Genomic DNA, 17730 nt, shown 5'->3' on the forward strand with positions numbered 1-17730 from the left:
GAACTCTGGCAGGATGATCGGATGGCAGCACACTACGATGTCCTGATTGTGGGCGGCGGCATTGCCGGCCTGTCCCTGGCGTCCGCGCTCGCGGGCCGCTGCAGCGTTGGTTTGGTGGAGGCGGAGCAGGAGCTGGCATACCACACGTCCTCCCGCTCGGCCCGCCAGCTGATCCCGAGCTACGGGCCGCCCGCGGTGCAGGAACTCACGATGCGCACCCTGGAGCTGCTCTCGGCCCGCGACGCGGAACTGCCGGAACCGGTCCTGACGCCGCGCAGCTTCATGCTGATCGGGTCCGAATCCGAGGTGGCCGCGGAAGCCAGCGGACACATGCAGTCCATCACGGTGGACCGGGCCCTCGAATTGTGTCCGGCGCTGGTCCCGGGAACCTTCGCAGCCGCAGGCCTGGATACCGGCTCCTTCGGCTGCAACGCGCCCCTGCTCCTCAGTGAGCACCGTAAACAGGCGCTCGCCGCCGGCGCCGACATCTTCACGGGGGCACGTGTGCATTCGGCCCAGCGGGTGGGTACGGGCTGGCAGGTGGGGGCCGGTGCCGAGGGGTTCAGTGCCGGGGTGCTGGTCAACGCGGCTGGTGCCTGGGCTGACGAGCTCGCGGTGATCAGTGGCGTGGAGAAGCTGGGGCTGCAGCCGTACCGGCGCACCGCGGCGATTGCCGCCGTCGAACATCCCCTTCCTGGGCAAAGCCCCATGGTGGCGGCAGCGGACAACACGTTCTACTTCCGCCGCGAAGGCAACGACGTGCTCATCTCGCCGTCCGAGCACGTGGCCAGCGGCCCCGAGGACGCCCGGCCCCGCCCCGGCGACGTTGAACGCCTGGTGGAGCGATTGAATTCGTTGACCAGCTTGGGGATCAGGGAGATCCGCCGCGCCTGGACCGGCCTGCGCACGGAAGCAGCCGACGGCGTCCCCGTGGCCGGGTTCGACGCGGAAGCCCCCGGCTTCTATTGGCTGGCCGGCCAGGGCGGTTATGGCTTCCAGACGTCGTCAGCCCTGGCGGAGCTGGCCGCGGAGCAGATACTGGCAGGGACGACGGCTTCCCCCGACGCAACCGCAGACCGTCCGGAATCCCGGACAGCACAGGCGCTCGCCGCCACGCGATGGTCCATCCGGCGTTAAAGAATGGTCCTATGAGCACCCTGATCACCAACATTGCCGAGCTGATGACCCAGGACCTGGAGCGCCGGGTCCTGAAGGACGCGGCGGTGGTCATTGAGGGGGAGCGGATCTCCTGGATCGGTGTCGCGGCCAGTGCGCCGGCCGCCGATCGGGTGGTGGACGCCGGCGGCAGGGCAATGCTCCCCGGGTGGGTCGACTCCCACAGCCACCTCCTCTTTGCGGGCGACCGAACCGCGGAATTTGAGGCCCGGATGGCTGGGGAAGCCTACGCCGCGGGCGGCATTGCCGTCACCATGAACGCGACGCGTGCCACCTCGGATTTTGACCTGACCCGACTCGCCATGGGACGGGTTGCCGAGGCCGTCTCCCAGGGAACCACCTACCTGGAAACGAAAACCGGCTACGGCCTGGATATTGAGCATGAGGCACGCAGCGCGCGCATTGCCTCCACCGTGGCGGACCAGGTGACCTACCTGGGGGCCCATCTGGTTCCCGCGGGACAGGACCCTGACGAATACACCGACCTTGTGTGCGGTCCCATGCTCGCCGCCGTCCGCCCGTACGTCCAGTGGGCCGACGTCTTTTGCGAAGAGGGGGCCTTCACGGCCGAGCAGTCCCGTCGTGTGCTGACGGCTTGCCGCGACGCGGGAATGGGCCTGCGGGTACACGGCAACCAGCTCGGTGAAGGTCCCGGCGTGCAGCTCGCCGTCGAGCTTGGCGCCGCCAGCGTGGACCACGTGAACTACCTTGCCGTTCAGGACGTCAAGGCCCTGGCCGCGTCCTGGTCCGGATGGGACCCGGCAACGGGGACCGGGGAGCGGGGCACCGTTGCCACCTGCCTTCCCGCCTGCGACCTTTCCACCCGCCAGCCACTGGCCCCCGCGCGCGACCTCCTGGACGCGGGGGTGCAGGTGGCACTGGCCTCCAACTGCAACCCCGGCACGTCGTACACCAGTTCCATGGCTTTTTGCGTGACAACCGCCGTCCTGCAGATGCGCCTAAGCGTGCACGAGGCCGTCCGCGCGGCCACCTATGGCGGAGCCCTGGCGTTGCACAAGGAACGCGGAAGGGACGCCGACGGGGAGCGCGCCGTGGGGTCCATCGCCGTCGGACACCGGGCCGACCTGCACCTGCTGAATGCCCCGTCCGCCACGCACCTCGCCTACCGGCCCGGGATGCCGTTGACGTACGCTGTGTGGCGGGCCGGCGTGCGGGAGCGCTGACGAAAGGCCGCGTTTTGATTGTTCCTGATCGTTTCCCTTCGGTTATAATCAGGAAGCGTCATCAGGAGTGGTGGCTGCAGTATCGAAAGGCCCCTTGGGATGACCCGCACTGACCGGTTGACTGCGATTCTTGACCTGCTGGCCAAGACCGGCAAGGTGGAGGTGGATGAAATCGTCAGCACCCTCAACGTTTCCCCAGCCACGGCGCGCCGAGACCTGGACAGCCTGGCCAAGCGCCGCCTGCTGACCCGCACCCGCGGCGGCGCCACTACCGGTGCCCTCGCTTACGACCTGCCCGGGCGCTACAACCGCGACGACCACGCCGAGGCCAAGGAACAGATCGCGCAGTGTGCCTCGGCGCTGATCCGGCCCGGAGCGGTGATCGGTCTCTGCGGGGGAACCACCAGTACCGCCCTGGCCCAAATCCTGGCCACCCGTGAGGACCTGAACGCGCCCTCCAACCAGCCCACGCTCACCGTGGTCACCAATGCGATCAATATCGCCGGACAACTGGCAGTGCGGCCGAACATCAAGGTCATGGTTACGGGTGGAATCCTCAACCCGCGGTCGTACGAGCTGGTAGGCCCCTACACGGACATCATCATGCAGAAGGTGGTGCTGGACATCGCGTTCATCGGGGTCAACGGGATCGACCCCGAGGTAGGACCCACCAACACGGGAGAGGGTGAGGCCTCCGTTAACGCCCTGCTGGCATCCCGGGCCCGGGTGTCCTACGTCCTGGCAGACTCCTCCAAAGTGGGCGTGCGGGCCTTTGCCACCATGGATGGCTACGAGTTCACGAGGCTCATCACTGACGCCGGCATTTCTGCCCGCGACAAGGCGGCCTTTGAGGCCAACGGCACCGAAGTGATCGTGGCACCCGCCTGATCCGGGCGGCGCATCGAGGTCTTCCCGCGTAACCGGTGTGAGACGACGGCTCCTCCATCAGCCCGGATCCAGAAACTGCAGGCAAGATGGGAACATGCTGGTTCCCTCCCGCCGTCGCCTTCGACTCGAAGTCTGGATCGTCCTGGGCCTGTCCCTGGGCCAGTCGGCCGTCTACTCAGTGGTGCAGCTGCTGGACAAGATGACCCGGGCCCCGCTGGCCGAGGGTACGTCCACCCTGAACCGCTCCCAGAGTACCCGTGAATATTTCGACCTGACCTACCAGCTCCTGGACATCATCTTTGCCCTGGTGCCTGTGCTGCTGGTCCTGTACTTCCTGACGGACCAGCGCCAGACGGTGCCGGGTGAGGCCGGCCCCCGTTCTGCGTTCCAGAAACTGGGGTTCAACTTTGCACGCCCGGGCCGGGACCTGCTGCAGGGCCTGGGGCTGGCTGCGCTGATCGGCATCCCGTCCCTGGGCCTCTACGCGGCAGGGCGGGCACTGGGAATCACCACCGCGATCATCCCCAGCGCCCTCGATGCCTATTGGTGGACGGTTCCGGTCCTCATACTGTCCGCCATTCGCCACGCAGTGCTCGAGGAAGTCATTGTTGTGGGCTACCTCCTGGACCGTTTCCGCAAATTCGGCTGGAGCATGCCGCTCGCCATCGCGGTGAGCTCCGTGCTGCGCGGCAGCTACCACCTGTACCAGGGCTTTGGACCGTTCATCGGCAACGCGGTCATGGGCGTAGTTTTCGCATGGCTCTACACCCGGACCCGCAGGGTCATGCCGCTGGTCGTCGCCCACGCCTTGCTGGATATCGTGGCCTTCGTGGGGTTTAGCCTCTTTGGCAAGGCTGTGGGGCTGGGGTAACCACAAGCACCCGCGTCCGTTGGCGGTGCGATGGCTTGGCGGTCACCTCAGCGGGAGCAGCAGCTCCCGGTCGGTTTGCGGGTCGGGCGGCAAAGTGCGCGGGTTTTCGTAAAACTCATCCCAGAGCGGATCGCTGGGGCAAAGTTCATCCGGATCGAGGATGCTGTCGCCTGCCGGTTCTTCAGGTGGCGGGTCGGGCCATGATGGCATCCCGGCAAGCAGCAGTTGCCACTGGACGTCGTCGTCCTGAAAAGGTGTCGCATCCGCTTCAGCGTGTTCCGCGGATAGGATTCCTGGCGGCCAGGGTGGTGGTTCGGGGGCGGGGTGTTCGGGTTGGTAGTGGCGTCCGGTGGGTGAGGTCCATCCGGGTGAGTCTTTCGCGCAGGCTGGATCCGGTGTCCAAGTGCTGTGGTGTTTGAGCCTGTGGTGTTTGGGACAGAGTTGGGCCAGGTTGCCGACGTTCGTGGTGCCGCCGTGGTCCCAGGCCTGCAGGTGGTCGGTGTCGTTGTCGGGGGTGTGGTTGGTGCAGCCGGGGAAGGTGCATTTGGCGTCGCGCATCCTGATCCATTGTTTGATGGTTTCGGGGAGCCGGTAGCGGGTGCGGCCGATTTCCAGTGGTGCCCCGTCGCGGGGGTCGACCAGGACCCGGTAGAACGAATGCGCCCCGTCAGCGACGAGTTTGCGGGCCATGGAAGCCGGGATTGGGCCGAGGCCGTCGAGTTCTGCGGGTTCGTCGGTGCTGCCGAGGAGGGAGAACACCGGAACCGTGACCAGGACGTCGGCCTTGGGGGTGGGTGTCTTGATGGGCCCGGCAGGGTTTCCGGCACCGAGCAGCAGGGATGCTGCGATGTCGGGGCGGAGTTGGGTGAGGGTGCGGGTTTCGTCGGGTCCTTGGAGGCCGCGGGCGGTGGCGGTGGTGCGGTTCCAGATGGCGCACGCGGTGTCGCCGGGGAGGTAGAGCGAGAGCCAGGCCATGCCGTCCCGGTCGGGGCTGTATTCCATCCGCCGGTCCGCCACACCTTTGGCGTGGCGTTTCCCGATGGAGTCGGGATGGTGGCGTTCCCGCCAGGAACGCACCTTCGCCCGGAACCGGGACGGGACAAGCTCACCCGGTGCTGCGCCGCGTGCGGGGTTGGGGGCGTCGGGGTCGAGGAAATGCGCCACCAGCTCCAGCGCGCCTTCGGGGGTGAGTCCCTCGGTTTCGTCGGCAACGATCTTCGCGTGCTGCCAGGACACGGCACCGGCGGACAGCGCCTCGAGCACCGGTGGCAGGGAACAGACCCGGCGGGACTGGTCCACCAACGCGCCCGCGGCGGCGGAGCTGATGGTCAGGACCCCCGCGATCTCCTCCACGACAGACATCTCCGCATAGGTGCGGTCCTGCACACATGCATCCGGCGGAGTCATGGCCTGCTGGAGTTCGACGGCACGGGCAGCCTGCCCGGACTTTACCGCCGCCAGCTGCGCCTCCAACCGGGCAACAACCTCCAACCCTTCCAGGCACAGCTCATACCGGCGCTGCAGCACGTCAATATCTCCCGCCGCAGCCGTCAGCGCAGAATGTTCGAAATTCCGGTCCTCAAGAACCAGCGCATCAAGGGCAGCGACAGAGGCACGAACACCCTCCAACACCGCCCCAAAACCACCGCTGATTCCCATACCCACATCATCCAACCACCCACTGACAGTCAGACCTGCAAGCACCCCGCGCGAAGGCGGGGAAAGCCGGTCCGCCCAAGCCCGCCCGCTGCCAAAGGCGCCTCACGACAAAAGGCCGCACGCCGTCGTCGTACATCCTCGATGCGGACAATCCTTCCCGCACCCCAAATGTCCCGCGCGAAAAGGAACTTGTGCGGCGCACCGGAACACGCGGCCCTCACGGGTGTGGACAAGCTGGTGCCGCTTAAAGGAATTCGGCCGCCATGAGGTAGTGACGCCGTTGTTACTACCTCATGGCGGCCGAAGCTGAGCCGGGCACGGCCCGGCAGGTCCGTCTCCCGGACAAGCAGGGGAGAGGGGGGCGGGAAGCGTCAGATAGTGACGGCTCCGTTGGCGGTTTCGAAGGTGACCGAAAGGATGCCGGGTGTGCCGTGCGGGGCCACCCACTCGACTGCAACATCCTCAAGGGGCTTCTCAACCGGCTCGCCGAGCCACTCGGTCACCCGCGAGGCTGAGCCGGCGATGGTCAGGCAGCTCATCTTAAGGTTGCTGGGGTAGGCGTTGGACGGGTGCAGTGACGGGTCCCCCTCCCACTTGAGCATGTAGGGGACCTGGGGGTCGGCGATGAGGCCCAGGATGCCAATCTGCTTCCAGACCAGTTCACGACCGTCAGGAAATTTGCGGTTGCCGTTGACGGCGGAGCGGCCAAGACGTTCCTCGAAGGGGGCGAGGTCGTCCACTTCGACGCACCAGCCCATCCAGCCGCCGCCGGCTGCGGAACGGGCACGCACTGCCTGTCCGAACGGTGCCTTGTCGGATGCCGGGTGGTCCAGGACCTCCACAACCTCGAGGTACTTGTGCCCGGCGAGCGGGATGATCATATTCCGGGTACCGAAGCGGGGGTGTACCCCGCCCTTCACTGCCTCAACGCCGAGGGCAGTTGCAATACGTTCGGTAGTGGCCGCGAGGCCATCGTGTTCACAGGCGTAAGAGACGTGATCCATGCGCATGCGAACATCTTGGCACTTTGTGATCGGGCTCTCAGCTAAGGGTACCCTTACTGGCATTTTTCCGGCGGCGGCAGGCATGCGGCGAAGCAGCAGGACGCCCGTAAGACCATGTTCGTCACAATCCTGTTCCCGGCGACAGCACTCTTCCTACACTGGGCTCAGGTCATGAGCGCCAGCGCCAAGCCCCGGCTCGCTGGCCGGCAACCCTCCAACCGCGGTGGGGTGCCCCGGGTGAAGACCTGGCTGTCCGGCAAGAGCCGGAAGCAAGCGCGGCCCGTACTGCTCCCAGCATTCCGGGCCCATGTCACAGGAGACTGAGATGTCCAACGGATGGTCCTTCGAAACCCGCCAGATCCATGCCGGCCAGGAAGCGGACAGCGCCACGGGAGCGCGTGCGCTGCCCATTTACCAGACCACGTCCTTCGTGTTCCCGACCGCCGAGAGCGCAGCCAACCGCTTCGCGCTGGCCGAGCTGGCGCCCATCTACACACGGATCGGCAATCCCACGCAGGACGCCGTGGAGCAGCGGATCGCCAGCCTCGAAGGAGGCCTCGCGGCGCTGCTGCTGAGTTCCGGGCAGGCCGCAGAGACTTTCGCGGTGCTGAACATCGCCGAGGCCGGCGACCACATCGTGGCCAGCCCCAGCCTTTACGGCGGAACCTACAACCTGTTCGCCCACACACTGAAGAAGTTCGGTATTTCGGTCACCTTTGTGGAGGATCCGGACAACCTGGACCAGTGGCGCGCCGCCGTCCGGCCCAACACCAAGCTCTTCTTCGGTGAGGTGGTCTCCAATCCGCGCCAGGATGTCCTGGACCTCGAAGGCATCTCCGAGGTGGCCCACGAGGCCGGCGTTCCCCTGATCGTGGACAACACCCTGTCCACTCCCTACCTGATCCGCCCTCTGGAGTGGGGCGCCGACATCGTGATCCATTCGGCCACCAAGTACCTGGGCGGCCATGGTTCGGCCATTGCGGGCGTCATCGTCGACTCCGGCAAGTTCGATTTCAGCAAGGATCCGGAGCGCTTCCCCGGCTTTAACACTCCTGACCCCACGTACAACGGCCTGGTCTACGCGCGTGACCTTGGCGAGGGCGGCGCGCTGGGAGCGAACCTCTCCTACATCCTCAAGGCCCGCGTGCAACTGCTCCGCGACCTGGGGTCGGCGGTCTCGCCCTTCAACGCCTTCCTGATTTCCCAGGGCTTGGAGACGCTGAGCCTGCGGGTGGAGCGCCACGTTGCCAACGCCACGGAGGTGGCACGCTGGCTGGAGGCAAGGGACGACGTCGAATCGGTCGCCTACGCCGGGCTGCCGTCCAGCCCTTGGTATGAGCGTGGCCGCAAGTACGGGCCCAAGGGGACGGGCGCCGTCGTCTCCTTCAACCTGGCCGGCGGCGCGGAGGCGGGCAAGCGCTTCGTCGACGCGCTGGAACTGCACTCCCACGTGGCCAACATCGGTGACGTGCGCTCCCTGGTCATCCACCCGGCGTCGACCACCCACAGCCAGCTCACTCCGGAGCAGCAGGTGGTTGCCGGCGTCACTCCGGGGCTGGTGCGGCTCTCCGTCGGCCTCGAACACATCGACGACATCCTGGCTGATCTGGAAGCCGGCTTCCGCGCCGCCAAGGGCGCCTAGCAGCAAGCGCCAGGCAACGGGCGCTTAGGAACACACGTACGACGCCGGGCGGCCAGTCCGGCGGAATGGGCAGGGAGCGCAGCAAGCCGGGAAGTCACAACCAGTCACACTCTTGGCCTGGAGCGGGGGGTGTTTCGTACACTCGAACCAGGTCATGAGTGCCAGTGACAGCCCCGGCTTGCTGGCCGGCAACCCTCCTTCCGCGGTGGGGTGCCCCGGGTGAGGACCTGGCCTGCCGGCCAATTGACGGCGGGCAAGCGCGTAGAAGAGGTCTTGCCATGACGGTTACCGTCACCCGAACCACAGCCCCCGAACATGGAATCGTCCGTTACGCCTCCATCGGCGGCCTGGAACTTGAGGCCGGAGGGTACCTGCCGGACGTCACGCTGGCCTACGAAACCTGGGGCACCTTGAACCAGGACGGCAGCAACGCCATCCTGATCGAGCATGCCCTGACGGGCAGCACGCACGTGACCCGCGGCGACACCGACGAAGAAGGCTGGTGGGAACAGCTGGCCGGCCCCGGCGCCCCGGTGGACACTGACCGGTTCTTCGTGGTCTCCATCAACATCGTGGGTGGCTGCTACGGATCCACCGGCCCGTCGTCGCCCGCGCCCGACGGGAAGCCCTGGGGCTCCAGGTTCCCCCTGGTCACGCTCCGCGACAGCACCGTAGCGGAGGCCCGGCTGGCGGACCAGCTGGGCATCAGCAGCTGGTTTGCCGTCCTGGGCGGATCCATGGGCGGCGCCCGCGCCCTGGAGTGGGCCGTGACGTACCCGGAGCGGGTGCAGCGGTGCGCCGTCATCGCCGTAGGAGCCGCGAGCACGGCGGAACAGATTGCTTTTGCCCAGGCCCAGACCCTGGCCATCAGGCAGGACCCGCACTTCAACGGCGGCGACTATTACGGCGGACCGTCACCGGAGGAAGGGCTGGCGCTGGCCCGCCGGATCGCCCACATCACCTACCGGTCCGCAACCGAACTTGAAGGCCGCTTCGGCCGGGCCCCCCAGGCGCCTGAGTCTCCCTTCCGGGGGGAGGTGCTGGCGGCCCGCGGCCGGTACCAGGTTGAAAGCTACCTGGACCACCAGGGCAACAAGCTGGTGAAGCGATTTGACGCGAACAGCTACATCGCCCTGACTGAGGCACTCATGAGCCACGACATCTGCCGGGGCCGGGGAACCCTGCCCGAGACCCTGGCCACGTCCACCGCGCGGTTCTTCGTGGCCGCCGTCGACTCCGACCGGCTCTACTTTCCGTCGCAGTCCCGCGAGCTGGCGCAGGCGCTGCCCGGCGACGTGGACGTCCATATCATCCAGGCTCCGATCGGGCATGACGGGTTCCTGACCGAGATTGGACAGCTGGGCGGCCAGCTGAGGAGCAGCTTCCTGGTCTAGCCCCGCTAGTCCGGCCCGCCCGGCGTCCCGCCGTGCAAGGCGGCTGCTTGTGCATTCCTGCAGATGCATTCTGCACTAATGGGCGTTGAGCTTGGCCGGCAGGCAGACCATACTCATCGGGACCGGCCTTCGTGGCGTGCATCACATGTGTGCACCACGCCCGCGGCCATTGACTGTCCCCGTGGTGTCGACGACGACGCCGAAGGAGTTCGCATGAGTACGGAAAGCCCCGCCGCAAGGCGCACCGAGGAAACCGATGTCAAGGCCTCAGGCCTTAAGAAGGTGGTCGCGGCCTCCATGGCCGGAACCGTCGTGGAGTGGTACGAGTTCTTCCTCTACGCATCAGCGGCCACGCTGGTGTTCGGGAAGGCTTTCTTCCCCAATGCCGGCACCGACCTGGACGGCATCATCGCTGCCTTCCTCACCTATGCCGTCGGGTTCGTGGCCCGTCCCATCGGTGGCATCGTCTTTGGCCACTTTGGCGACAAGTTTGGACGGAAGCAGCTGCTGCAGCTGAGCATCATCCTGGTGGGCGTCTCCACCTTCCTCATGGGCTGCCTGCCCACGTTCCAGCAGATCGGCTACTGGGCCCCCACGCTGCTGGTGGTCCTCCGGTTTGCCCAGGGCTTTGCCGTCGGCGGTGAATGGGGCGGCGCCGTCCTCCTCGTCGCGGAGCACAGCCCCAGCAAGTCACGGGGCTTCTGGGCCAGCTGGCCGCAGTCCGCCGTGCCGCTGGGAAACCTGCTGGCCACGGCCGTGCTGTTCGTGCTGTCCTCCACGCTGACGCAGGAAGCATTCCTCGGCTGGGGCTGGCGCGTGGCGTTCTGGCTGTCCGCAGTGATTGTCCTGATCGGCTACTACATCCGCACCAAGGTCAACGACGCCCCCATCTTCCTGGAGGCCCGCAAAGAGGTGGATGCGGGCCACAAAGGCTACGGCGTGGCCGAGGTTTTCCGCCGCTACCCCCGCGGCGTCTTCACCGCCATGGGCCTGCGCTTCGCGGAGAACATCCTGTACTACCTCGTGGTGACCTTCTCCATCACCTACCTGAAGACCGTGGTCCAGGCCGACACCACGCGCATTCTCCTCCTGCTGCTCGTTGCCCACGCCGTGCACTTCGCCGTCGTGCCCATGGTCGGCAAGCTGTCGGACCGCTTCGGCCGCAAACCCGTTTACATGGCCGGAGCCGTCATGGGCGCCACCTGGGGCTTCTTCGCCTTCCCCATGATGGACACGAAGAACGACTTCATCATCCTGGCCTCCATCATGATCGGTTTGGTGTTCCACGCCTTCATGTACGCCGGACAGCCTGCCATCATGGCGGAAATGTTCCCCACCCGGATGCGGTACTCGGGGGTCTCCCTGGGCTACCAGGTGACCTCGATCGTGGCCGGTTCGCTCGCTCCGATCATCGCCGCCTCGCTCCTGGGCACCTACAAGTCATCCGTCCCCGTGGCCGTCTACCTGCTCATTGCCTGCGCCATCACCGCCGTCTCCGTCTTCTTCCTGAAGGAAACCCGCGGCATCTCGCTGCACGACGTGGATGCCGCCGACGCCAAGGGCACAGCCGACCTGCTGGCCGCCGCCAAGAAATAAGGGAACCGATGAAAGCCGCCGTCCTCTACTCAACCGTCCCTCCCGCTGCCGGGGCCCCGGGAACGCAGCGTTATGCCGAGTCCCGCCCGTTGCAGGTCCAGGAACTGGAACAGCCCAGGCCCCGGGCCGGTGAAGTGGGCGTCGCCATTACCTACTCGAGCCTGTGCCACTCGGACCTCTCGGTAGTGGACGGCTCCAGGATCCGGCCGCTGCCCATGGCGCTGGGCCACGAGGCCGTGGGCCGCGTTGTGGAGGTGGGGGACGGCGTCTCCGACGTGTCCGTGGGTGACCACGTGGTACTGGTCTTCGTGCCGAGCTGCGGCCGGTGCCGGGCATGCCGGTCCGGCCGCCCCGCGCTGTGCCACCGGGCAGCGGAGGTCAATGGCTCGGGCGACCTGCTGCACGGTCCCGCCCTGCTGCGGACGCCGTCGGGGGAGCGCATCAACCACCACCTCGGTGTCTCGGCCTTCGCCGATTACGCAGTGGTTGCGCGGGAATCAGTGGTGGTAATAGACGACGACGTCCCGGACACTGTCGCCGCGATGTTCGGTTGCGCCGTGCTCACCGGAATGGGATCCGTCTTCAACACTGCCGGAGTCACTCCCGGGCAGTCCGTGGCAGTCTTCGGCCTCGGGGCCGTGGGCCTGTCCGCTGTCATGGCCGCGCGCCTTGCCGGTGCCACGGGCGTGATCGCCATCGACCCCAACAAGGGCAAACACCAGCTTGCCCTGGACGCCGGTGCCACGGCTGTGGGTACGCCTGGGGATGCGGACCGGTTGATCGCGGAAGCGGCCGGCGATGGAGTGGATGTTGCCATTGAAGCGGTGGGCTCGGCCGCGGTGATCGCCTCGTGCCTGGAGCGGGTAACCCGGGGCGGCGCGGTGGTATCGGTGGGCCTGCCCCACCCCTCGGCCGAGCTGACGGTACCGGCCCTGCAGTTCGCCGGAGCGGGCAAGCGGCTGCTGGGCTCCTATATGGGCGATGCCGTCCCCGGCCGGGACATTCCGAAGTACCTCGCGTACTGGCGGGAGGGCAGGCTGCCGGTTGAGCTGCTGCACACTGACACCCGGCCGCTGAGCGAGATCAACGAGGGCCTGGATGCGCTCGCCTCCGGGCAGGTGGTGCGGCGGCTCTTCCAGGCCTGACGCCCCGAGTGCGGGTCTGGGGCCTGCCTCAGCCTGCCAGCAGCCCCGCCCGCTCCTTCACTTCCTCCTTCAGTGCCGCAATCACGGCCTGCACCCGGGCGGACCGGAGCGACTCCGGCCGTGCCACGGCCCAGATGGGCAGCTGGCGTTCAAAGTCGCCGGCCAGCACGGGTACGAAATCCTCCCGGTCGCCCACCATGAAGTTTGGCAGCAGCCCGATGCCCGCACCCTGCCGCACGGCTTCCACCTGGGCGAACACGCTGGTGGCCTGGAAGCTGGTCCTCGGCAACGGCAGCTGGGACGACCACCGCGGCCCCAGTTCCTCCACCTGGAGGGCGGACTCGACGTACGAGACAAAGCCGTGCTGTCCTACATCGTCGAGCGTCGCCGGCAGGCCGTGGCGCGCGGCATAGCAGCGGCTGGCGTAGAGGCGCAGGTAATAGTTGCTAAGGAAGATGGTCTGCGCGGTGGTGACGTCCGCCCTGCCCACCACGATCTCCAGGTCCACGCCGGACCGGTTCTGGCTGACTTTCCTGGTTGCGCTGAGCATCTCAATGTTCAGCTGCGGGTTCTGCTGCTGGAGCCGCACCAGGGACGGCGTGACGAACACTGCCCCCACCCCGTCCGTGGTGGCGACGCGGACCAGCCCGGCAAGGGTGCTTTGGTCCTGGCTGATCAGGCCGGAAAGCGCGCCGAGGGTGTCCTCGATGGCCTCCGCGGCCTCCACCGCGGCCGCTCCCAGCTGCGTCAGCTCCCAGCCGTGCGGGCTCCGCTCAAGGGTCCGGCCGCCCAGCTGCTTGTCCAAGGCCAAAATCCGGCGGGAAATGGTGGTGTGGGTGGTCCCCAGTGTTTCGGCCACGGCATTGAACCGCCCCAGGCGGGCAACGGTCAGCAGGATCAGCAGATCGTCGGGGCTCGGCAACCTTGATGAGTCCACACAGGACCTTTCGTTGATGTGCATTGATGCACAGATCGTCTGTAATTTTTCCCCTTGATTGCACTCTAGCAGGGTGTGATGCTTGACACAGAGATCCGGCTGCGATGCCGGAAGAAAGCAAAGGAGCTTAAACATGGCAACCATCGGTTGGATTGGCCTGGGCAACATGGGCGGCCACATGTCGGTGAACCTGGCCAAGGCCGGGCATGATGTGCGCGGTTTCGACCTCAACCCCGCAGCCCTTGACGCCGCCGCCGCCCGCGGCGTCAAGCGGGCCGCCAGCATCGCCGAAGCAGTTGACGGTGCAGACGCCGTGTTCACCATGCTCCCCAAGGGTGAGCACGCCCGCGCCGTCTATCTCGGCGAGGACGGAGTGCTGGCCCACGCGGACACCCGCACCCTCCTCATCGACTCGTCCACCATTGACGTCGCCACCGCCCAGGAATTGCACGACGCCGCAGCTGCCGCCGGCTTCCGCTTCGTGGACGCCCCGGTGTCCGGCGGCATGAGCGGTGCTGAAGCAGGAACGCTGACTTTCATGGTGGGCGGTGAAGAAGGCGCCGTTGCGGACGCCACGGGCTACATCGGTCCCATGGCCGCCAACATCATTCCCACCGGCGGTCCCACCACGGGCCAGGCGGCCAAGATCTGCAACAACCTCATGCTCTTCATCAACCTCGCGTCCACTGCCGAAGGCGCAGTGCTCGCCGAACGGCTGGGCCTGGACAAGCAGGTCTTCTGGAACATCGCCTCCGTGTCCTCAGGCGATTCGTGGGCGCTGCGCACCTGGTACCCGGTGCCGGGCGTGGTCCCCACTGCGGCCTCCAACAACGACTTTGCGCCCACCTTCACTACGGAGCTCGCGAACAAGGACATCGGCCTTGCCATCAGCGCCGCCGAAGACACGGGCACGCCGCTGGAGATCGGCAAGCACGTCCAGCAGCTGTTCCAGCGGCTGATCGACGCGGGAGACGCCGGCAAGGACTGCTCGATGATCATCAAGCTCGTGGACGGTTCTCTCCAGCAGCCGACCAGCCAGGCACCGACGGCCAACTAGCCCCACGCAAAGAACGCAGGAAAGAGACTCCCTTGGAAACCATTCCGCATTACATCAACGGCACCCGCGTCACCGACGCCGAGCGATTCGGTCCGGTCTTCAATCCGGCCACCGGAGAACAGGAAAAGCAGGTAGTGCTTGCCTCGGCAGCCAGGACCGAGGAAGCCATTGCCGCCGCGCGCGCCGCGCTGCCGGCGTGGCGGGCCACCAGCCTGGCCAAGCGCACCACCATCTTCTTCAAGGTCCGCGAAATCCTCAACCAGCGCAAGTCCGAACTCGCCGCCGTCCTCACCAGCGAGCACGGGAAGGTCCTCTCCGACGCAGAGGGCGAAATCGCCCGCGGCCTGGAAAACATCGACTTCGCCACCGGCCTGTCCCACATGCTCAAGGGGGAGCGTTCCGAGCAGGTCTCCAGCGGCATCGATGTCCATTCCGTCCGCCAGCCGGTAGGCGTCGTTGCCTGCATCACGCCCTTCAACTTCCCGGCCATGGTGCCGCTCTGGATGATCGGCAGTGCGCTCGCCTGCGGCAACACAGTGTTGCTCAAGCCCAGCGAGAAGGACCCATCGGCTGCGGTCTTCATCGCCGAGGCCTTCACCGAAGCAGGGCTGCCGCCGGGCGTCCTGAATGTCGTCCAGGGTGACAAGGAGACCGTCGATGTCCTGCTGGAGCACCCTGACGTCAAGGCGGTGAGCTTTGTAGGCTCCACCCCGGTGGCCCAGTCCATCTACAAGCGGGCAGCAGAGCACGGCAAGCGGGTCCAGGCCCTGGGCGGGGCCAAGAACCACATGGTGGTCCTTCCCGACGCCGACCTGGACATGGCCGCCGACGCGGCGGTTTCCGCCGCCTACGGATCTGCCGGCGAGCGCTGCATGGCCGTCAGCGTCCTGGTGGCCGTGGGCAACATCGCCGATGACCTGGTCAAGGCGATCTCCACCCGCATGGCGGACCTGGCGATTGGCCCCGGAACCGATCCCGCCTCCCAGATGGGCCCGCTGATTACTGCCGAGCACCGGGACCGCGTGGCATCCTACGTCGCCGGCGCGGAAGCCGAGGGTGCCACCTTGGTGGTGGACGGCCGCTCCCAGCAGTTCGACTCCAACGGGTTCTTCATTGGCGTCAGCCTGGTGGACCACGTTAAGCCCGGCATGAAGGTGTACGACGACGAGATCTTCGGGCCCGTCCTCTCCGTGGTCCGTGTCGATACCTACAGCGATGCGGTCCGGCTGGTCAATGACAACGAGTTCGGCAACGGCACAGCCATCTTCACCCGCGACGGCGGGGCGGCCAGGCAGTTCGAGTTCGACGTCGAAGCCGGCATGGTGGGCGTGAACGTGCCCATCCCGGTTCCGGTGGGCACCTTCTCGTTCGGCGGCTGGAAGAACTCACTGTTCGGCGACACCCACATGTACGGGCCCGACAGCATCCGGTTCTACACCAGGGGCAAAGTGGTGACCACGCGCTGGCCGGACCCGTCCACCTCCGTGATCGACCTGGGCTTCCCCCAGGTCGACTAGGCAGGCCAATCCAACAAGCAGATTAAGCACAGCAGGCCGGGGACCAACCACGGGTCCCCGGCCTGCTGTGTTTATCGGCCGCGCCTAGCCGTTCATGATGTCGCCGCGGCGCTTCATGTACTCCTCCATGGACAGTTCACCGTTGGAGTACTGCTGGTCCAGTTCCGCCATCTTCCGGGCGCGGAACCCCTGGGGAGCGGAGGGTGGTGGCGGAGTGGCAGGTCCGGAAGCCTGGCCGCGTCCCTCCTGCTGGAACCCCTGCTGCGGGAATGGCTGCTGCTGGAACGGCGGTTCCTGCGGGGGGCCATAACGGGGATCCGGCATCGGAGGCTGCCCGTACTGCTGCGGCGGCAGCTGCTGCCCGCCATATGGCTGCTGCGCGCCATAAGGCGGCTGACCCTCGAAAGGTGGCTGGCGGAAGCCGCCGGAGAAGTAGTCCTGCTGGGTGTAGCCGTCCCGCGGCTGGCGGCTCTGGGGCCCGGCCGAGCCAGGGAACGAGCCATAGCCCGGGTACTGATCCGGGCCCGGGAGCTGGTTCTGCCCCGGGTACTGGCCCGGTCCGGGGAACTGGCCGGGGAAGCCCTGGTCCCGGTCCCGGCGCGCCACGGAGCGGCGGTAGGCCCGCATTGCCATGGGGACGACGAAGGACAGGATGATGATCCAGAAAAACAAGCTGCTCACGCTGGCGCGCCTCTCGTGTGTTGTCCTTCCAGCGTAACCCCGGGAGGCCTTACCGGCGGCTGGGCTCCGACGTTCCCAGCGGACCCTCCCCGGAGCCCAACGGGACGCCCGGACCAAAGACGGGTCCCGGCGTCGGCCGCTTTGCCGTGATACCGTCCCCGGACGACTGGTGGCGCAGCCGCCGCAGCACCCACGGCACGAAGTATTCCCGTGCCCAGACCAGGTCGCCGGAGCGGGCCTCGCGCCAGGTCCGGGGCGGCAGCGGCTTGGGCTGCAGGGGCTCCAGCGAGTGATCCACGTTGAGCGCGTCCAGGACCATGGCCGCGATGGTGTGGTGGCCCAGCGGTGAGAAGTGCAGCCTGTCCTGGTCCCACATCTGCGGATCGCTCAACTGCCGGAGGGACCACATGTCCGCGATGACGGCGTCGTGCCGGGCGGCTACGGTGCGGAGGTTTTCGTTGTAAATGGCCACCTTGCTCCGGATCCTGCTGAGCACGGATGAACCGGTATCGGGGCCGTTGAACAGGACCACCGTGGCGCCGCCCATGGAGAGGATCTGGACCACGGAATCGAGTTTCTCGGCCAGCGCATCGGGATCACCGCCGGGACGGATCAGGTCGTTGCCGCCGGCGGACAGGGTCACCAGGTCCGGCTTCAGCTCCAGCGCAGGGGCCAACTGCTGGTCCACGATCTGCTGCAGCAGCCGGCCACGCACGGCAAGGTTGGCGTACGCGAAGTCCGGCTTGGTGCGGCCCAATTCCTCGGCCACCCTGTCCGCCCAGCCGCGGTGGCCGCCGGGGCTTGAGGGTTCCGGATCGCCGATGCCCTCGGTAAAGGAATCGCCCATCGCCACATACCGGCTCCAGGGATGGGAACCGGGGTGCGCGGACGGGGTCTGGATGCCACTTGCGTCAGTCACGGTCCTATCCTGCCTTCCGCCTCGCTGCCTACGCCAACGTAGGTTGTTACCTCCAAGTAA

The 17730-nt window shown here is 66.8% G+C and carries 15 protein-coding genes and 2 riboswitches; of the genes, 10 read left to right on the forward strand and 5 right to left on the reverse strand.

Annotated features, from left to right (window positions below; all coding sequences use genetic code 11):
• Nucleotides 1-21 precede the first annotated feature (21 nt).
• The 4 genes from J2X98_RS00825 to J2X98_RS00840 all read left to right on the forward strand — a co-directional run bounded on the left by J2X98_RS00825 (nucleotide 22) and on the right by J2X98_RS00840 (nucleotide 4119).
• The gene (locus J2X98_RS00825; protein ID WP_307303472.1) at nucleotides 22-1137 is read left to right on the forward strand and encodes an NAD(P)/FAD-dependent oxidoreductase; all 1116 of its coding nucleotides are present in this window, start codon (nucleotides 22-24) and stop codon (nucleotides 1135-1137) included.
• Nucleotides 1138-1148: 11 nt separating this feature from the next.
• A complete protein-coding gene (gene hutI / locus J2X98_RS00830) occupies nucleotides 1149-2360 on the forward strand; it encodes an imidazolonepropionase (RefSeq protein WP_307303474.1) in 1212 nt (403 codons plus the stop codon).
• A 99-nt stretch (nucleotides 2361-2459) separates the two neighbouring features.
• Nucleotides 2460-3248, forward strand: coding sequence for a DeoR/GlpR family DNA-binding transcription regulator (locus J2X98_RS00835; RefSeq protein WP_307303476.1), 789 nt, complete (start codon nucleotides 2460-2462; stop codon nucleotides 3246-3248).
• A 94-nt stretch (nucleotides 3249-3342) separates the two neighbouring features.
• Nucleotides 3343-4119 (forward strand): CPBP family intramembrane glutamic endopeptidase, encoded by a 777-nt coding sequence (locus tag J2X98_RS00840; RefSeq protein ID WP_141940688.1) that lies wholly within the window; start codon nucleotides 3343-3345, stop codon nucleotides 4117-4119.
• Nucleotides 4120-4161: 42 nt separating this feature from the next.
• Here the strand turns inward: J2X98_RS00840 and J2X98_RS00845 are convergent, their stop codons facing one another.
• Both J2X98_RS00845 and J2X98_RS00850 read right to left on the reverse strand, forming a co-directional pair.
• Nucleotides 4162-5778: an HNH endonuclease signature motif containing protein gene (locus J2X98_RS00845; RefSeq protein ID WP_307303478.1), complete on the reverse strand. Its 1617-nt coding sequence runs from the start codon at nucleotides 5776-5778 to the stop codon at nucleotides 4162-4164.
• Between the two features lie 371 nt (nucleotides 5779-6149).
• Nucleotides 6150-6788, reverse strand: coding sequence for a VOC family protein (locus J2X98_RS00850; RefSeq protein ID WP_141940690.1), 639 nt, complete (start codon nucleotides 6786-6788; stop codon nucleotides 6150-6152).
• A gap of 161 nt (nucleotides 6789-6949) precedes the next feature.
• Nucleotides 6950-7064, forward strand: a riboswitch (SAM riboswitch).
• 25 nt (nucleotides 7065-7089) lie between these two features.
• Between J2X98_RS00850 and J2X98_RS00855 the strand changes: the two genes are divergently transcribed.
• From J2X98_RS00855 to J2X98_RS00870, 4 genes are all read left to right on the forward strand, one after another.
• Nucleotides 7090-8424, forward strand: a complete 1335-nt coding sequence (locus tag J2X98_RS00855) for a bifunctional o-acetylhomoserine/o-acetylserine sulfhydrylase (protein WP_141940691.1) — start codon at nucleotides 7090-7092, stop codon at nucleotides 8422-8424.
• A 150-nt stretch (nucleotides 8425-8574) separates the two neighbouring features.
• Nucleotides 8575-8690: riboswitch (SAM riboswitch) on the forward strand.
• A gap of 12 nt (nucleotides 8691-8702) precedes the next feature.
• Nucleotides 8703-9818 carry a homoserine O-acetyltransferase MetX gene (gene metX / locus J2X98_RS00860; protein WP_307303481.1) on the forward strand — a complete coding sequence of 372 codons (1116 nt, stop codon included), beginning with the start codon at nucleotides 8703-8705 and terminating at the stop codon, nucleotides 9816-9818.
• Nucleotides 9819-10031: 213 nt separating this feature from the next.
• A complete protein-coding gene (locus J2X98_RS00865) occupies nucleotides 10032-11414 on the forward strand; it encodes an MFS transporter (RefSeq protein ID WP_307303482.1) in 1383 nt (460 codons plus the stop codon).
• An 8-nt stretch (nucleotides 11415-11422) separates the two neighbouring features.
• Nucleotides 11423-12559 (forward strand): zinc-dependent alcohol dehydrogenase family protein, encoded by a 1137-nt coding sequence (locus J2X98_RS00870; protein WP_307303484.1) that lies wholly within the window; start codon nucleotides 11423-11425, stop codon nucleotides 12557-12559.
• Nucleotides 12560-12587: 28 nt separating this feature from the next.
• Here the strand turns inward: J2X98_RS00870 and J2X98_RS00875 are convergent, their stop codons facing one another.
• Nucleotides 12588-13520: a LysR family transcriptional regulator gene (locus tag J2X98_RS00875; RefSeq protein ID WP_307303486.1), complete on the reverse strand. Its 933-nt coding sequence runs from the start codon at nucleotides 13518-13520 to the stop codon at nucleotides 12588-12590.
• Nucleotides 13521-13578: 58 nt separating this feature from the next.
• Between J2X98_RS00875 and mmsB the strand changes: the two genes are divergently transcribed.
• Both mmsB and J2X98_RS00885 read left to right on the forward strand, forming a co-directional pair.
• Complete coding sequence (gene mmsB, locus J2X98_RS00880; RefSeq protein ID WP_373460811.1) at nucleotides 13579-14553, forward strand: 3-hydroxyisobutyrate dehydrogenase; 975 nt, start codon at nucleotides 13579-13581, stop codon at nucleotides 14551-14553.
• Between the two features lie 32 nt (nucleotides 14554-14585).
• Entirely contained in the window at nucleotides 14586-16070 is a 1485-nt protein-coding gene (locus J2X98_RS00885; protein ID WP_141940697.1) for a CoA-acylating methylmalonate-semialdehyde dehydrogenase, read from the forward strand.
• A gap of 84 nt (nucleotides 16071-16154) precedes the next feature.
• Here the strand turns inward: J2X98_RS00885 and J2X98_RS00890 are convergent, their stop codons facing one another.
• Both J2X98_RS00890 and J2X98_RS00895 read right to left on the reverse strand, forming a co-directional pair.
• Entirely contained in the window at nucleotides 16155-16751 is a 597-nt protein-coding gene (locus J2X98_RS00890) for a hypothetical protein (protein WP_307303488.1), read from the reverse strand.
• A 49-nt stretch (nucleotides 16752-16800) separates the two neighbouring features.
• Nucleotides 16801-17670 (reverse strand): SGNH/GDSL hydrolase family protein, encoded by an 870-nt coding sequence (locus J2X98_RS00895; RefSeq protein WP_307303489.1) that lies wholly within the window; start codon nucleotides 17668-17670, stop codon nucleotides 16801-16803.
• Between the last annotated feature and the right edge of the window lie 60 nt (nucleotides 17671-17730).

The organism is Pseudarthrobacter enclensis, from assembly GCF_030811655.1.
GTDB classification, from domain to species: Bacteria; Actinomycetota; Actinomycetes; order Actinomycetales; family Micrococcaceae; genus Arthrobacter; species Arthrobacter enclensis_A.